We start from the raw sequence: 17353 nt of genomic DNA, 5'->3' as shown, positions 1-17353 counted from the left end.
GATGATAAGCGTTCAAATTTAACAGCTTTAGCAACACGGAATCAAAGAATAAGACAGAATATTTTTTTGATTGCTGCTTTTGACAGCCATGTTACTTGAAAATTTTTCGGGAACGGGAAAAGATTCTGGTTGGAGTTTCAATTCAACAATAAATGAGAAAGATTTATAAAGCGAGGGCAAAACAAGAATGTCGGTTAGAATTTTGATGGTAAGCCAACAAGAATCACTTTACAGAAATTGTAGCGCAAAAAAAAGCCCGGCATTATTGCCGGGCTTTTCAAATTATAATTTCAAACAGAACGTACTTCCTTATCTCACTAACCTGAATTGATAACCTGTACCAACTACGGCTTGGTTAGCATCGAGCAGATCGAGTGAAATTGTAAAGGTGTTGTCACACGATGAGAATGTGTTGACCGCTCCCGCAGTACTTCTTACAAAACTAACGCCGCTTCCAGGCGCATTTGTAGCTTGTAAAGGGACTGAAATTGTAAATGCGGCCGGATTTGCCCAATTCATTACAAATTTAATATCATCCCAACCATAATCATAAAGATTTACAGCATAGCCTTCTGCAGTTGTAGCGCCGGTCGAAACAATATCTCTTATTTGTGTGGTGTACGGACCGTATTGCAGAGCACCTGCACTGTTATATTCTCTGGTGCGGGTGTAGTTCCCCGTTAAGTTACCAATCACAACATCACAATATGCCTGCAAAATAACTTCAAAAGAATCTCTTCTCTCTACATCTTTCATATTTGCAAACGTAATTTTCACGGTATCTTTTCTACCAGTTGGGTAACCGGCGAAAATTCCTTGAAAATTAATAGTGTCAGTTGACGTACCACCTTTAATGGTCACAGTTGCAGGTGCATTGTACTGAACACCCTGTTGTGCATTTCTGGAAGTGTATGTAAGGTTAATTACACGGTCTTCGCTGGAAACATTGGTGATTCCAACAGGGATTTTCAATGCGGGACCGCCATTTCTCACAAAGTAATCAACACGTAATATTTTGTTGATCGGTACAAATTGAGCAGCTGTAGGAGCTAACAGAGCATCCTTATCTACAGCGTAATTATTTTTTTCACAGCCTGCGAAAAATAAGGCAGAAACTAATGCTGCTGCCAGCATTAGTTTTCTACCTATGTTATTTATACGAATTGTATTCATTAGTTGTATTTTTTTTGAATTAAGGGTTTTGGTCTGCAGGAGTCATCTTCGAATTGTTATTCAACTCTCTGGTTGGAATACGCATCAGGAACAAAGGACTTGCCGCTGGTAATTGGTAAACAACCGGATTAAAGTTTGGCGCACCATGATTGCCTGCACCTGTTGGTCTGTTTAAACCGGCACCGGTTCTCTTAATATCAAACAATGAGAAACCTTCTCCCCATAATTCAATACGACGTTGTAATAAAATTTCATTAACCAAGGCAGCGCCAGAAAATGCAGCAGCACTATAACCCGGGTTACGTAATCCTACCAATGCTTCCAAAACTGTACGAGCTTCAGCATCTTTACCACCTTGTCTTGCCAATGCTTCTGCTTCGATCAGATACATTTCAGATGCACGCATGTAAAGATAATCAGCAGCCCAGCTACCTACAACCGGTACAGCAAACTTGGTTTGTGTATAGTCCGGTAAAATAGATGTACCTGTACCTGGAGCTCTGAATACATTCTTACGAATATCTGTAGCAGGAATTTGATCGTATAAAGCTTTGGTGATCTTCTTTTGTCCGCCTAATTGCGCATAACCAAACTGGGTAGCATCAATATGCGAGAAAAATGAAGCAAAGATGGTTGCTTTATCAGCAGGGATCAACGCACCCCACATCCATTCTGGATTGCTGATGCTTGAAAAACCGCTTCTTGATTGGTAAACTGTATTGCTCATCAGGGTGTAACCTGTGCGTGCACTTTTGGCATATGTAGCCGCTGCAGCCCAGTTTTCCATCACTAACGCAGCACGGGCTCTGAAACCACGTACAACTGATACATCAATACGCTCTTTAGAAGCTCTTGCTTTACCTGTCAATAAAGTTTCAGCTTGTGTAAGATCTGCAATGATCTGGTCATACACTTCTTGAACAGTTCCTCTGCCTTGATCTTCAGGAGAAATGGTAATGTGTAAGGGTACACCTTTTGCATTCTCATTTCCTTTATATGTCTGCTGGAAATTATTGATAAGGTTCAGGTATGCCCAAGCTCTTAAACCAAGTGCTTCACCACGAAGTGCATCTAAACTTGCTGAAGGAGTTTGATTTGCCGTGTTATCAAGAAGCAGGTTCGCATTCTTAATAACCGCACTGTAATAGAACGACCATGCTTGGTCTGAACGTGTAGCAACACCGTTTGGCAAAGTCCAGGCAGTGTAGTTATAATCACCATTGTACCAACCATAACCTTGGGTATGAACAATCATGTCATTTCCCATCAGATCATTTGCAAGATCAATAGACTTTTGACCATAGTTGTCATGACCGCCATTACCGTTACCACCACCAAACGCAAATGTTTGCAGGTAGCCACTGTTAATAGCAGAGTTAACAGCTGAAATAGAAGCATAAGCCTGTTCCAATGTAATGGCGTCAGACGGCTTCGTATCCAGGTATGACTTTTTACAACTAACTGCCAGCATAGTTGCTGAAGCTAATAGTAGCAAGTTTAAAAATCGTACTTGTTTCATAATTTCTCGTGTTTTAGATTATAATTTGATTGTTGTACCAAACGTGATTGTTCTGTACGGTGGATAACCTGCATCAACGTTACCATCAAAACTTTGCTGAGGATTACCACCACTCTTAGAAGTGAAAGTATAAGCATTATCAACACTCACAAAGAATTGTGCATCTTTTAAGCGCAAAGTCTTTGCAAGACTTGAACTTAAATTATAGCTAAGGGTAATATTCTTGAGGTTTACATACGATGCATCAAATAAGAATCTTGATGAAGCTCCATCCTGTCCACCAGCATTCTGCAAACGTGGAACATTGGTTACATCACCAGGCTTCTGCCAACGATTCTTGATATCTGTATGCCATGCTGTACCTGCTGCACCTGAGTGCATGATGCTTTGATAGTTGCCATCATAAAAATGACCACCATAAGAGTAAGTAGTAAGGATCGACAATTGGAAATCCTTATAACGGAACGTATTTGACAAACCGCCATAGAAATCCGGAATTGAAGTAGCGCCAACATAGAAGAAATCAGCTCTTGTGATATCTGATGTAAGTTCACGCTGACCTGTTGGTTTGCCATCAGTACCTAAGATGTCTCTGTAATAAAGTGATAAACCTGTTGCAGGATCAACACCAGCAAACTCTCTTAACCAGAAATCGTAAATTGAACGACCTTCCTCATATTTCTTATTTCCGGTTACGATACCAAGTTCTTTTTGTTTTGGCGGAAGTTTGGTGATCTGGTTTTTGAAATGGGTGATATTGAAATCAACTTTCCAATCAAAATCCTTCTTTTGAATCACGTTGTAGCCTAACTGAACTTCAACACCATAGTTTTTAGATTGACCGATATTTTGCCAAACACTTGCGAATCCACCAGCAGGTGCAAGCGGTGTATTGAACAAAAGATCATCTGACGTTCTTGTAAAGTATTCAACAGAACCCTGCAATCTTCTTTTAAACATGGCAAAATCAACACCTACGTTTGTAGAAATGTTTCCTTCCCATTTCAAACTGGGGTTACCAATTCTAGCAGGAGCCTGAAAATTACCAAAACCATCGGCATAGTAATAATCAACATACTGATAGAACAATCCGATATCATCATTACCAGATTCGCCATAGCTCGCTTTCAATTTCAAATCATTCAGCCAGTCAATATCTTTCATGAACTCTTCCTGTTTGATTCTCCAGCCAAGACCAAATGAGTAAAAAGTACCCCATCTAACATCTTGTGCAAAACGTGAAGAACCATCTGTTCTTAAGGAAGCAGATAACAGGTATTTACCATCAAAATCGTAGTTCACACTTCCAAAATAACTCTCAATTCTGCGAACATCTTCAGAGCTGCTTGGGGGAGCTTCTACAACGGCTGCGTTATTTAACGCATATTGACCAGGGTAACTGAAACCGGTTTTTGTTGCCGAAACAAATTTTGTACGGAACTCATAGTTCTCATGCCCTGCCAGCGCACGTATATTGTGCTTGTCAAGACGCTTGTTCCATGTTAAAACCTGATTACCTGTCATTGAAATGTTTTGTGTAGACGATACAGTTGAACGGCCACGAACGTTCGATGCGTCACCGAACTCATTGTTCTGATACGTTAACCCATCATTTTGAAAAAGGTTCAAACCAAATGAAGTTTTGAAGCTAAAATCCTTCAGGAAAGTGATCTCAGCGTATGTGTTCAGGTTACCGTTAATTCTTTTTTGTTCACGTCTGTCAAGTGCCAATGAACCAATAAGGTTTGAGTTGGCGGCATATGGTCTGGCACCCATTTGAGCAGGTACACCCCAATCCAACGCAGGTTTACCATCTGCACCCAGAACAGGAGCACCTGTTGGGCTGTACTGATAAACAGGGTAAATAGGACCCATTTGACGACTGTAATAGAATGGGTTTGACGTGGCAGTACCACCGGCAAATAAACCATCTCTTCTGTCAGAAGCGGCATCCATGTTTAAGCCAACTTTTAACCAGTTATTTACTTCGCTGTTAATATCGGCACGGAAGTTATAACGCTTGTATCCTGAAAATTTAGCGATACCTTTTTCATTCAGGTAACCGCCACTTACAAAGTAATTTGTTTTATCACTTGCGCCGGATACGTTCACGTTCACATTTGTACGTGTAGCATCCTGAAACAGCGCATCAGCCCATGATTCATTCCACAAAAGCTGTGCATTTGGGTTCAACTTACCAGTGGTTGCATCAACCAGTTGGTTGCCGGGAACATTGTAAGCATTGTAAACAAGCCCTGACGCACTTGTTAATACGTTTGTTGCACTTGTACCAGCTGCTGCGTATGATTGACCACTGCCAAATACGTATGAGTTGCGATATGCTTCCCAGAATAATTCATAATAATCTTGTGCACCTACACGATCATATTCAGGAATACCTCTTTTAGAGATACCGTGACGAACGGAAGCCTGAATTTGTGCAGGGCCTTTTTTACCTTTTTTGGTTGTGATCATGATCACACCATTTGCGGCACGTGAACCATAAAGGTTACTTGCAGCTGCATCCTTCAATACGTCTACTGTTTCAATCTCATCAGCAGAAATAGATGAAATTGATCCATCATAAGGAATGCCGTTCAAAACAATCAGGGGTGAAGAAGATGCATTGATCGATCCGAAACCACGGATACGTATATCAGTGCCACCACCCGGTGTACCACCACCATTTGTGGTTGCCAAACCCGGAACCAAACCTTCCAACATCCTTGTTACAGAAGTTACCTGCTGTTTTTGGATGGTAGCGGCTGTGATTGTACCGGCGGATCCTGTGAACGTTGATTTTTTTACTGTACCATAAGGCACACTTACTACTACCTCTACAAGTTCATTTACTGAAGCTGCCAGCGAAACTGATACAGTTCCGTTGCCAATGCTTACTTCTTTTGCTGTAAAATTCAATGAAGAAATTACCAATGCTCTTGCGGACGTGGGTGCGTCTAATGAAAACGATCCGTCTGCTCCTGTAGTAGTACCAACTGTGGTACCTTTTACGAGTACGGATGCATTTGCGATCGGACTTCCATTTTCATCTGTTACTTTACCTGTTACTTTTTTCGTTTGCGCTAATAGTGACGATACCGACACCATTAGTACAAACAGCAGTGATACAAGTTTTCTCATACTTCTGTGTTTAGTTAAAAATTAAAAAATTACGATTTCAAGTTAAAAACAAGGTTAAACGGTCAGTGCAGGCGTTTTTCGGGGCGACAAGATAGTAAAATGACAACATTTTTAACAGTTTTGTTGCTTGTCTGTTAAATAATAATAAAATAAACAAAACAGTACTATTTCTTTGTCTGTTTTTTACTCGTTGTGATCAATAAAACCGGCAATAAAACCAGGTTTGTGATCATGGCAACCAACAGCGTAAGAGAGGTAAGCCAGCCAAGTGCCTGTGTTCCTCCAAAATCAGATAAACAAAAAATAATGAAGCCGGCAACTAATACAAGTGAGGTATAAATAATACTGATGCCTGTTTGACGGATGGTTTGTTTCACTGTTTCCTGTACATCATGTTTATGCAGCGGCAGTTCCTGTTTGTAATTGATGAGGAAACGGATGGTTACATCAATAGCAATACCCAGTGCAACACTGAAAACCAATACTGTACTAGGTTTCAGGGGGATGCCTACCCAACCCATTACACCGGCTGTAATTACAAGTGGAACAATATTAGGTATGAGTGAGCAAAATAAAATACGGGCAGAGCGGAACAAATACAACATGCACAACGCAATTAACAGGAATGCCCAAAAAATACTTTCTTTCAACCCATTGATAATAAAACGACTTCCTTCTACGAAAATGATACTGGTACCTGTTAACTGAATATTTGCAGAGCGTTGAAGTTTTGATGAATCAATATCAGCAGTTGCAATTTTACCGCTGTTCAGTAGAGTTGCATATTCAATACTATCGTTGTTAAAAAGTTCCTCGGCTTTTTGTTGTACAGCCGCCAATATTTTTGGCAAGCTATCACTTCCAACATCAGCCATATTTACACTGATCCTTGCTTTTTGTTGTGTACTGTCCACAAAGTTGGCAACCAGTTTTACAAAATTGTTGTTCTTGCTGTTGCTGTCGGCTTTCATGCGCAGGTAAGGTGCAAGAAAAGCAAGATCAAATTCATTGGGAACAGCGTACATATTACTGTCGTTGTCATAATAAGCTTGTCGTGCAAATTTTAATCCTTCCGTTACGGCCAATGCTTTTCCAATCTCCGGACGGCCTTCCAGATAATAAACAAGTGAATCAATTTTTGTAAGATTGGGAATGCTTCGTGTAACCCCTTGCTTTCGCTTTGTGTCAACTACAATTTCAAGTGGCATTACCCCGGAAAAATGTTGTTCAAAAAACTTCAGATCAACATACAGTTTATCGTTCTTAGGAAGATCGTCGACGATATAGCCAACACTCTTCAATCGTAACACGCCCATTAATGAAACAATCACTATGATTGTAGTAGCAGTGTAGATGTATTTTGGATGATTGAACACCCAGTTTTCAATACGGATAATGCTGCGGTTCAACCGTTCATTTTCGAGGTAACGAACATGACGTTGTTTCGGCGCAGGCAGATAGCTCAATACAATCGGGATCAGTATAAATGAGATCACGAACAGCACCATAATGTTGATGCCCGCTACAATTCCGAACTCACGGAGTATCTGGCTTTTGGTCAAGGCAAATACCGCAAAGCCAATGGCAGCAGCAATATTGCAAAACAGGGTTACAATTCCCATGCGCCCCATCATGTTTACCAACGAAAGATGTTTGTCTCCCGTTTTTTTAAATTCAGTATGAAACTTATTAAGGAAGTAAACGCAGTTCGGAATTCCAATTACAACCATCAACGGCGGGATCAATGCATTCAGGATGGTGATCTTATATCCAAAAAATACCATAGTGGCCAGGCTCCATATTACTCCGATTATTACAACCACCATGCTCAACCACATCGCACTAAATGAACGGAAAAAAACTAACAGAATCAACGCTGATAATAAAACAGAACCCAGAAGGAAAAACTGCATTTCTGCTGCAATACGAGTACTCATTTCAGTACGCACATGCGGCAAACCACTGAGGTGCATTTCCAACTTTTGTTTGGCTTCGAACTGGCGTACCAGTTTTACAATTGCATCAACCGAGCTTTGTCTTTTTTTGGAGTTCAGTACTTCTCTGTTCAAACGTACAGCAAGCATGTAAACACCTGCATCATAATTATAAAACAAGCCCTTGTAAAAAGGAAGATTCAGCAATACATCTTTGCAGCTATCTAATTCAGTTTGTGTTTGTATGTTTTCCGGAAAAACTGTGCTCGTTCGTAATTTTTCAGTAGCTGAATCTTTTACAAGGTTTACCGCTGCACTAAAACTCAACACATCTTCAACACCAGCAACCTTTTTAATTTGTTGCTGTAATTCAACAAACGTTTGAAAAAAGGGAAGCTGAAACATCTCCTTTTTCTCAAAGCCAATTACCAGCAAACTGCCATCCTCACCAAATTTCTGTTTAAACGCTTCGTATTCAAGAAACTTCGGATGATCGACCGGGATAGCTTTTGCAAAGTCGTAACTACGCTCCACTTTGGAAGCGAAATATGTCATCACGGCAGTAGAAAGAAGAACGGCGATAATTAACGGAAGCCTGTTGCGCAACACCCATTTACCCAGATTATACCACATGCGTTGTTGATACGATTTTGTTGAACGAAAACAGCGCAAAGAAACAGCATTCCTACTGAACAGGCGCATAAAAATTTTACGTATTTCCCATGTTTTCCGCATGCAGGAAGGGTTTCAGCCTCTCTCATTCGCAATGCTGTTTGGAGATTTATGCGGCTTGATGGAAAAGAAACTAAATTTGAACACGAATGCGCTACCTGTTTTGTTTTTTGTTTTTACAGTTGATCTTCTTTTGTGATGCCCGTGCGCAACTTGCACCTGTTGGGCAATGGCGTGAGCACATGGATTACCGGGAAGGGAAGCGTGTAGCCTTGTCCGATGGGCATGTGTTTACTGCTACTAACTTTGGTGCTTATGTTGTAAGTCGCAAGGAGGGTGAAATTTCAAGATTAAGTAAAGTAAGCGGATTAAATGATGTGGGTGTGCGTACGCTCAATTACAACACAACCACAAACAAGTTGTTGATCGCTTACAACAACAGTAACCTTGATGTATTGTATAGGAATGATGTGATCAATATTCCGGATATCGCACGAAGTACTGCAACGGGCGATAAAACAATTTATGATATTAGTTTTGCAGGCAACAACGCCTATCTCAGTAGTGGGCTTGGTGTAATTGTAGTTGACCTGCAGAAATATGAGATCAGTAACACATACATTATCGGCAATAATGGAAGCAATGTTAAAGTGAATGGGTTTGCTGCAACTTCCACTCAATTTTTTGCTGCAACCGACGAAGGTTTAAAAATAGCGAATCAAACAGTTGCAAATTTAAACGACTATCGTAACTGGAGTTTGGTCAGCGGTACAAATGGTTTGCCGACTGGTGCTGTGCAACAAGTTTTTGTTGTGCAGAACACAGTTGTTGCAAGAATACTTAACAGACTTTATTCATTCAATGGAACTTCATGGCAATTAATCTATAATGATGACTGGCGTTGGGAAACCGTCAATGCAAGCGATGGTTCATTGCTGATTAGTGAAGAACGTTTTGGATGGATTGAACGACGTGTTGTAGTGTTGAATTCAAGCGGCACAATAACCGCAGTTTTACAAAATAATGCGGAACTACGCTATCCGATGCATGCAGTAAAAAGCGGCAATGAAATATGGATCGCCGATCTGGAAAAAGGATTGGTAAAAGCAGAATCAAACCTGTTTGAACGTTATGCGATCAATTCACCCTACGGTCGTTTAGATGGAGAGATGTTGTTTTACAAAAACACATTGTACGTAGCCGGCGGAAGTATTAATGATGCTTGGAATTATCAATTCAATGGTTCCGGTTTTTTCACGTTTACAAATAATGAATGGAAAGATTACAATCGCTTCACACTTCCGTGGATGGATACCATCTTCGATATTATCAGTATCGCAGTTGATCCACGAAATGATGTGATCTACGCCGGTTCGTTTGGAGGTGGATTAATTGAATTTACAAGTGCTGCACAGTTTAAAGTGTACAAACAGAATTCACCATTGAATGTCGCCATTGGCGATCCTAATAATTATCGTGTTGGTGGAATGGCGTTTGACAAAGAGAATAATTTATGGATCAGCAATTTTGGCGGCAGCAACAATTTTTTGGTAAAGAAAGCAGATGGTAGCTGGCAATCGTTTCGTGTGCCTTTTTTAATTCAGGATAACATGGTGGGTGCTGTGTTGATCGATGATGCTGATCAAAAATGGATACAGGTGCCGCAAGGGAACGGTGTGTTTTGTTACAATCATGGTGCATCGATTGATAATACAGGTGATGACAGATGGAAATGGTTGCAGGCAGGCAGGGGGAATGGAAATTTACCAAGCAATGCAGTGAACTGTATGGTAAAAGATAAAGATGGATTTATCTGGTTTGGAACCGATAAAGGAATTGCTATTATTCAATGCCCGGCAGATGTGTTTACATCCAACGGTTGCGAAGCATTTCAGCCGGTTGTTCAACAGGATAATTTTGCAGGATTTTTATTTGAGAATGAAGATGTGCGTGCATTAGCTGTTGATGCAGCCAATCGTAAATGGGTAGGCACACGCAATGGAGTTTGGCTGATCAGTGCCGATGGCGAAAAAGTATTGCAACGGTTTACTGCTGAGAACAGCCCGTTGTTAAGTAATGAAATTATTCGCATCGCAATTGATCCAAAAACCGGCGAAGTATATTTCTCAACCTTCAATGGCATTTGCAGCTACCGGGGTGGGGCAACCGAAGCAAGTGAAAATCCTGATAAAGTGATTGTTTTCCCAAGTCCCGTTCCGCCTGGTTATAATGGCACTATTGGTATTCGTGGTTTGCCGGAAAATTCAATTGTAAAAATTATTGAGTTAAACGGACGATTGGTTTTTCAAACAAGGTCATTAGGCGGACAAGCTGTCTGGAATGGAAGAGATTACAGGAATCAGCGGGCATCAAGCGGCGTTTATCTTGTATTGGCAAAAGATGAATTTGGAGCCGAGAAACAAGTGGGTAAAATTGTATTCATCAAATAATTTTTTTGCTGTTGAGTGAAGTGTTACATAAAACGAAAGCTGTTATACTGCGTACTGTAAAGTATGGTGAAACAAGTTTAATTGTTGCAGCTTATACAGAACTTTACGGGCTGCAGAGTTATATTGTACAGGGTGTGCGAAAGGCAAGTAAGAAGGGTGGCGGCAAAGCAAATTATTTTCAGCCCGGTGCAGTTCTTGAATTGATCGTTTATCATCATGATCTTAAGAATCTGCAACGCATCAAAGAATTCAAGTGGAGTTTTTTGTATGAAGAATTGTTTGCAGATGTAATGAAGAGCAGTGTACTGTTGTACATGATGGAGCTGTTGCAGAAATGTGTGAAGCAACCCGAGAACAATCCTGATCTGTTTTATTTTGTAGAGGAATCGTTGATGCAGTTAGACAGAGCTGATGCAAGAGTAACTGCTAATTTTCCTTTGTATTTTTCATTACATCTTACCAACTTCTTCGGCTTTCAAATGAATACAGAAGATGCGATCAACTGTACAATTCTTGATCTGCAGGAAGGGAATTTTGTCTCCGCTTATCCGCAACATGTTTACTATATCGAAGGACAACCCGCATCGCTCATCAGTGAGTTGTTAAAAGCCATGCAGCCGCATGAGTTAAATGAAATTCCCATGAATCATTTGCAGCGCCGTGAACTGCTCGAAGCAATGGAAACCTATTACATGTTGCACTTGCCGGAGTTTAGTAAAATGAAAACGTTACAAGTATTGCAGCAAATCATGGAGCCGTGAGATGAGTGCTGAAAGCTGAGTAGTTAAGGATTCGCTGAAATGCTTAGCTGAAAGAGTTGATTGAAAGTAAAAGATTGACCTTCCTCTCTTTTGGAGAGGGATTGAGGGTGAGGTGTTACAAGATCCTTTTTGAACTACTGAAATCATCAGCCAGTAATACAACGCCCGGTTGTTTTCCTTTTTCAAAACTTCCCAATGCGTCATCCCAATGCAATGCTTTTGCTCCGTTAAGAGTAGCCATTTGCAACGCCTGTTCTGCAGTAACTGAAGTATGTTGCAACAACGTCCGGATTTCATTTGCAATACTCAGTTGCCAATTGCTGCTGTAACTGTCTGTGCCAAGTACAAGTTGACAATTGTGTTTCAAAAAAAGTTCTGCAGGTGCTGTCTTGTTTTCGATATAAAGATTTGCATTGGGGCACAAACAATAAATAAGCTGTAAGCCGTTTGCAGTTGCATATTCATTTGCCCACACAATATCTTCTTCCGGCATGAATGTATTGTGAACTAGAAAAATCGTTTGTCCATTGTTGAAATAAGGAAGATATGAGCGGATACTGCTTTTGCCGGTAACGTTAAATGGGGAAGTTTCAATACCAAAAACGTTAAACAGTTTTAGAAAATCTCCAACACCAGTTTTATACAATTCATCTTCTGCAGGATTCTCCTGGTTATGAATGGAAATAATTTTCCCCTTTGTAGCTTCATTGATCAATTGAAATGTTTTCGCTGACACACTGTAAGGTGCATGCGGAACAAGTGAAGTACGGTGTGCGATGTGTGATGTATGCAGTGAATCTTCCAGATCGTTTGCAATTTTTCCGTATTGCTCGAGGGTTGTTTCTGCTTTCTCATCATAAAATCCCAATACTTCTACAAAATTTTGCCAACGGATATTACTCTTCCTTTTTACCAACGCAGTATCAGCAGTATTACCTATATCTCCAACTGCAACAATGCCGTTGTTAAACATTTCTTCTTCTGCCTTTTCAATTTCCTGTTGAATGATGGCGGGATCAAACCCTCGTTTGGTGACAACCGAACAAAGAAAATCAACCAGCCCGGTATGAGGTGGAATCACATTCTTTAAATGGCTCAATTCAAGATGGCAATGACAATTGATCAAACCGGGTGAAAGTATTCCGCTTAGTTGTTGAATGTCGTCACCTGCATCGGCAATTAGAACAATATCGTGCACAGTACCTGCTTCATCGGTGATCAAAATATCATCTGCTTTTCTGAATCTGTATCCATCAAACAACCGGTCCGCTTTGAATTTCCTGTATTGCATGCGTTAATTCATTTAAATTTGCCGCTCAAATTTAAGACGAAACAAATCCCTTTCAGGAACCAATTGATTTATGCTAGATAAGTTAGAAGCAATACAGGCAAGATTTGATGAAGTGGGCGTGGCTCTCACCAACCCGGAAATCGTTGGGAACAACCAGAAATTTTCTGCATTAAGCAAAGAATACCGCAGTCTTGAAAAAATTGTTCGTGCACGTAAGGAATACCTCGCAGCACTTGACGATGTAAAAAGCTATCGGGAAGCATTGAATGGGAATGATGAGGAGTTACGTGAAATGGCAAAAGAAGAGTTGCCTGCAGTAGAAGAAAAGAAAGAGGAGTTGGAAAAGTACATTCGTCAGTTGCTTATTCCGAAAGATCCGCAGGATGATAAGAATGCGATCCTTGAAATACGAGCCGGAACGGGTGGCGATGAAGCCAGCTTGTTTGCGGGTGATCTGTTGCGGATGTACACGAAGTATTGTGAACGTCGTGGTTGGAAAACAACTATACTGAGTGAGAGCGAAGGAACAGTTGGTGGGTATAAAGAAGTACAATTAGAAGTAATTGGTGATGATGTGTACGGTATTATGAAATTTGAAAGTGGTGTACATCGTGTACAACGTGTGCCAGCTACAGAAACCAGCGGTCGTGTACATACGAGTGCAGCAACAGTGGCTGTAATGCCCGAGGCTGAGGAAGTTGATTTTGAATTGCGTGAAAGTGATGTAAAAATGGAAACTTCACGCAGTGGTGGTGCTGGTGGACAGAATGTAAATAAAGTTGAAACCAAAGTAATGCTTACGCATATACCAACAGGCACTGTGGTAATTTGTCAAACAGAACGTACACAGTTGGGCAATCGTGAAAAGGCGATGCAAATGATGCGTACCCGATTGTATGAAGAACAGGTGCGCAAACATGAAGAAGAAATTTCCAGGCAACGAAAAAGTTTGGTGAGCACAGGCGATCGTAGTGCCAAGATCCGGACTTATAATTATCCGCAGGGCCGTGTTACCGATCATCGTATTGGTCTTACACTATATAATTTAGACGCTGTTCTTAACGGCGAAATTGATGAATTGATTGATGCCCTGCAGTTTGCTGAGAATGCAGAAAAGCTTACTCTTCAATAATAGGAAACCCTAACGCCGCACCCAGATCTGACTACATTTTATTAAGCACTCATTCGACATTATGGTGCTGGCAGATGAATTTACTTTACACTTTCTTTGAAAGCAGTGATTGGATTTTGTAGGTATCAGCAATTCAATTTTGCTGCTCTCTACGAACGACAAAATTCTATCCGCTTTGGACAATAACGAAAACATTTCTGACTTTGGCATCATGTTTTCAATTCATAAAACGAAAAAATTATTTGAAACAAGCAGGGAGACAAATGCTGCCTGCTGCAGATGGTAATTAACTATAAAATCGAATATCCAATTTAAAATCCAATCACTATGAAAAGAGTAATCTTCTATTCTTTGCTGTTGCTTGCAACGGCCTGTCAAAAACAAGACTCAGTTAATGACGAATCCGTAAACGATCTTACAAACAATCCGGCTCCAGCTTCACGAAAAACAGAAACCTGTGATTTTCTGAAAGGAAATTATAACCAGGTGCGCAGGGGCGAGTTTTTTGCCAGTGCAGAAGCCACATACAGAGGTGTAAAAGGAAGAGATGGAGATAGGGACGGCATCCCGGACTCAATGGATAATTGTCCGAAAACGTATAACCCCGATCAAAAAGATACCGATGGAAATGGAGTAGGCGACGCCTGTGATACTAATACGACAACTGTTATTGATCCACCGCCTCCAACAACATCTACTTCATGGGTAATTTTTCTCGACTTTGACGGGCAAACTGTAACAACACCTTATTGGAATGGCGGAACTACTTTTTATTGCACGCCTTCCGGATTTTCAAGTATCGAAATTCAGAATATTCTTACAGAAGTAAAGAATGATTATGCAGCTTTTCCAACAATTACGGTAACAGCTGATTCAACAGTTTATTTTGCTGCAAGTGCTGCTAAAAGGCAACGTATTATCATTACTGAAAACAGTGCATGGTATGGATCTGCAGGCGGTGTTGCATATCTTGATTGCATTTCCTGGGGGTTAGAAGTTCCTGCTTTTGTATTTTCAAAACTGCTTGGTTATAACCAGAAATACAACTGGGAAGCAACATCACACGAAGCTGGGCATACGTTGGGGTTAAAGCATCAAACCAAGTATGATACTAATTGTACGTTTGTAGCAGAGTATAATCCCGGCGGAAATGGTGAAGCACCGATCATGGGAGTATCATATTATCAGCCAACAGGTAAGTGGTGGATTGGAACATCAACCGGTTGCAACTCTGTTCAAGATGATGCGAAAATAATTGCAAACAAGATTCGATAAACCTGGATTGTTATAAAAATTTATTAGTAAAAGCCCGGATAAAATTCCGGGCTTTTGTTTATCAATTTGTTCTATAGATCTGCTTCCTGAAGAATCTTTTGTATCAAACATCAAAAGAATTTACTTGTATCCCTTGCATGTAAATTTTATTTCATCTATCTTAAATGTCCTTAACAAATAAACTTATAATTATGCTAGACCAATTGCTCAACATGGTAAAAGAACAGGCAGGCGCTGCTATTATTCAAAACCCTGATATTCCCAATGAGCGGAATGAAGAAGCGGTGGCGGATGTAACGAACAATATTGCAGGTGGTTTACAACAGGCATTAGCTGGTGGACAATTCAATGATGTGTTGCGTTTACTCGGTGGGCAAGGGGGTGATTTGCAAAGCAATCCTCTGGCAAATCAGCTTTCGGGCAATGCGGTTGAATCTCTCATGAATAAATTTAATCTTAATCAGGGACAGGCTGGCAATGTAGTAAATAGTCTGTTGCCGGGCGTGCTGCAAAAACTCATTTCGAAAACAAACGATCCGTCAGATAACAGCATTGATCTGCAAAGTATTTTCAGTTCACTTACCGGCGGCAAAACCGGGGGGCTGGATCTGCAAGGTTTATTGGGTAGAGTTACACAGGGTGGTTTAGATCGGGATGGTGATGGGGATACTGACCTTAACGACATTATCAATATGGTAAAAGGCGGTGCAGCCGAGCAACAACAAAGTGGTGGTGGCGGAATGATGGATATGGTAAAAGGGCTGTTTGGCCGCTAATCATCTGTTGCAGAACAACTTGGCGATGACATTTTGAAAATACCCCGATTTTTTTGCGAAAGCTGCATGGAACCATAGCGAATGCTGTTTCGTACAGAAGTTATCAGCTTGGCATGGTTTTCGAAATAGTAGGATAGATTACTTTGCGACAAAAGCTCTTTTAGAATTTTTTAACAAACACAGAGCAAACTTTGGAATCGCTTTTGCGTCATAGTAGTGAAGTTCATTTAAAAGCAGTCAATTTTCTCATAAGCAGTTAGTTTTGGTTAACGGTCCCGGTTTCTACCGGGACCCGTTTTAAAAACAAAACGTTTCAGGAAATATTAACAAGGAGGTGACAGTTTCGAGGGATAGATTGACCGAACTTTGTATAACAAATCTGAATTTAAATTTTTCTCATAAGCAGTTAGTTTTGGTTTCGGCCCCGGTTTCTACCAGGGCCTTCTTTTTTGTATCAACAACCAAAAACCTGCAACAAAAGCACCTGCTGCATCGGCCACCATATCCCATACATCAAAATCACGACCAACCCAACCCTGCACATACTCCATTGCAATTCCATACAATGTTGCAATAACTACAATGATCAAAAGTTTTTTGAAGAAGAGTTTGCCGGAAGAAATGAACTGCTGTTGATAGAAACCCCACAAAAAAACCATCAGTCCAAAAAGAAAAAAGTGAATGAATTTATCAAGACCGGAAAAACCAATCACCTGCTTTTCGCCGAGGTTTATCGGTGGCATAGCCAGCAATAAAAAAATAATGACCGACCAAATAATGGCCGGCCATTTTGTAAGAAGATATTGTTGGATCTTTTTTTTCATTAAGCCACTAGAGCACTATACGCTGCTGCATCCATCAATTTTGCGACATCAGCAGGATCGTTCACCGTTACTTTCACCATCCAGCCTTCACCGTATGGATCGTTGTTAACAGTTTCCGGTTTGTCGTTCAATCCACTGTTTACTTCTGCAATGGTGCCTGCTACAGGTAAAAACAAATCACTTACTGTTTTCACTGCTTCTACTGTGCCAAATATTTCTTCTGCATTCAGTGATTTGCCAACGGTATTAATGTCTACGTATACAATATCACCCAACTCCCGTTGTGCAAAATCGGTAATACCAATTGTGGCAACATTGCCTTCTAAGCTGATCCATTCATGGTCTTTTGTGTAGCGGAGATTCTCTGGAAAATTCATGATTTGTTTTTTGTTTAGAGCGCTGCTA

12 protein-coding genes are annotated in these 17353 nt (G+C 40.6%); 5 read left to right on the top strand and 7 right to left on the bottom strand.

Annotation, left to right across the window (positions count from 1 at the left end):
• Positions 1–309 precede the first annotated feature (309 nt).
• The 4 genes from WG989_RS02515 to WG989_RS02500 all read right to left on the bottom strand — a co-directional run bounded on the left by WG989_RS02515 (position 310) and on the right by WG989_RS02500 (position 8400).
• Positions 310–1173 carry a hypothetical protein gene (locus WG989_RS02515; RefSeq protein WP_340427126.1) on the bottom strand — a complete coding sequence of 288 codons (864 nt, stop codon included), beginning with the start codon at positions 1171–1173 and terminating at the stop codon, positions 310–312.
• A gap of 19 nt (positions 1174–1192) precedes the next feature.
• On the bottom strand, positions 1193–2692 hold the full coding sequence (locus tag WG989_RS02510) for a RagB/SusD family nutrient uptake outer membrane protein (protein ID WP_340427125.1): 1500 nt from the start codon (positions 2690–2692) through the stop codon (positions 1193–1195).
• An 18-nt stretch (positions 2693–2710) separates the two neighbouring features.
• Positions 2711–5833 carry a SusC/RagA family TonB-linked outer membrane protein gene (locus tag WG989_RS02505; protein ID WP_340427124.1) on the bottom strand — a complete coding sequence of 1041 codons (3123 nt, stop codon included), beginning with the start codon at positions 5831–5833 and terminating at the stop codon, positions 2711–2713.
• A gap of 164 nt (positions 5834–5997) precedes the next feature.
• Positions 5998–8400 carry an efflux RND transporter permease subunit gene (locus WG989_RS02500; protein WP_340427122.1) on the bottom strand — a complete coding sequence of 801 codons (2403 nt, stop codon included), beginning with the start codon at positions 8398–8400 and terminating at the stop codon, positions 5998–6000.
• Between the two features lie 188 nt (positions 8401–8588).
• Here WG989_RS02500 and porZ point away from each other — a divergent pair, with 188 nt between their 5' ends.
• Both porZ and recO read left to right on the top strand, forming a co-directional pair.
• Positions 8589–10889: a type IX secretion system anionic LPS delivery protein PorZ gene (porZ, locus tag WG989_RS02495; RefSeq protein WP_340427121.1), complete on the top strand. Its 2301-nt coding sequence runs from the start codon at positions 8589–8591 to the stop codon at positions 10887–10889.
• Between the two features lie 20 nt (positions 10890–10909).
• On the top strand, positions 10910–11650 hold the full coding sequence (gene recO, locus WG989_RS02490) for a DNA repair protein RecO (protein ID WP_340431690.1): 741 nt from the start codon (positions 10910–10912) through the stop codon (positions 11648–11650).
• A 115-nt stretch (positions 11651–11765) separates the two neighbouring features.
• Here recO and WG989_RS02485 read toward each other — a convergent pair whose 3' ends face one another.
• Positions 11766–12941 (bottom strand): amidohydrolase family protein, encoded by a 1176-nt coding sequence (locus tag WG989_RS02485; protein WP_340427119.1) that lies wholly within the window; start codon positions 12939–12941, stop codon positions 11766–11768.
• 70 nt (positions 12942–13011) lie between these two features.
• Here WG989_RS02485 and prfA point away from each other — a divergent pair, with 70 nt between their 5' ends.
• The 3 genes from prfA (at position 13012) to WG989_RS02470 (ending at position 16124) form a co-directional block, all read left to right on the top strand.
• Positions 13012–14073 carry a peptide chain release factor 1 gene (gene prfA / locus WG989_RS02480; RefSeq protein WP_340427117.1) on the top strand — a complete coding sequence of 354 codons (1062 nt, stop codon included), beginning with the start codon at positions 13012–13014 and terminating at the stop codon, positions 14071–14073.
• 327 nt (positions 14074–14400) lie between these two features.
• Positions 14401–15348 carry a thrombospondin type 3 repeat-containing protein gene (locus WG989_RS20935; RefSeq protein WP_445298469.1) on the top strand — a complete coding sequence of 316 codons (948 nt, stop codon included), beginning with the start codon at positions 14401–14403 and terminating at the stop codon, positions 15346–15348.
• 191 nt (positions 15349–15539) lie between these two features.
• Entirely contained in the window at positions 15540–16124 is a 585-nt protein-coding gene (locus WG989_RS02470) for a hypothetical protein (RefSeq protein WP_340427116.1), read from the top strand.
• A 431-nt stretch (positions 16125–16555) separates the two neighbouring features.
• On the opposite strand, the gene WG989_RS02465 is transcribed toward WG989_RS02470, so the two are convergent.
• Together WG989_RS02465 and gcvH are read right to left on the bottom strand one after the other, a co-directional pair.
• Complete coding sequence (locus WG989_RS02465) at positions 16556–16948, bottom strand: VanZ family protein (protein WP_340427114.1); 393 nt, start codon at positions 16946–16948, stop codon at positions 16556–16558.
• Entirely contained in the window at positions 16948–17325 is a 378-nt protein-coding gene (gcvH, locus tag WG989_RS02460; protein WP_340427112.1) for a glycine cleavage system protein GcvH, read from the bottom strand. Before gcvH ends, WG989_RS02465 begins: the two co-directional genes overlap by 1 nt.
• Positions 17326–17353: the final 28 nt, after the last annotated feature.

The sequence above is a fragment of the Lacibacter sp. H407 genome (assembly GCF_037892605.1).
Lineage (GTDB): Bacteria > Bacteroidota > Bacteroidia > Chitinophagales > Chitinophagaceae > Lacibacter.
The sequence above is the reverse complement of the archived record's forward strand: the minus strand, read 5'-3'. Positions and strand labels throughout refer to the sequence as shown.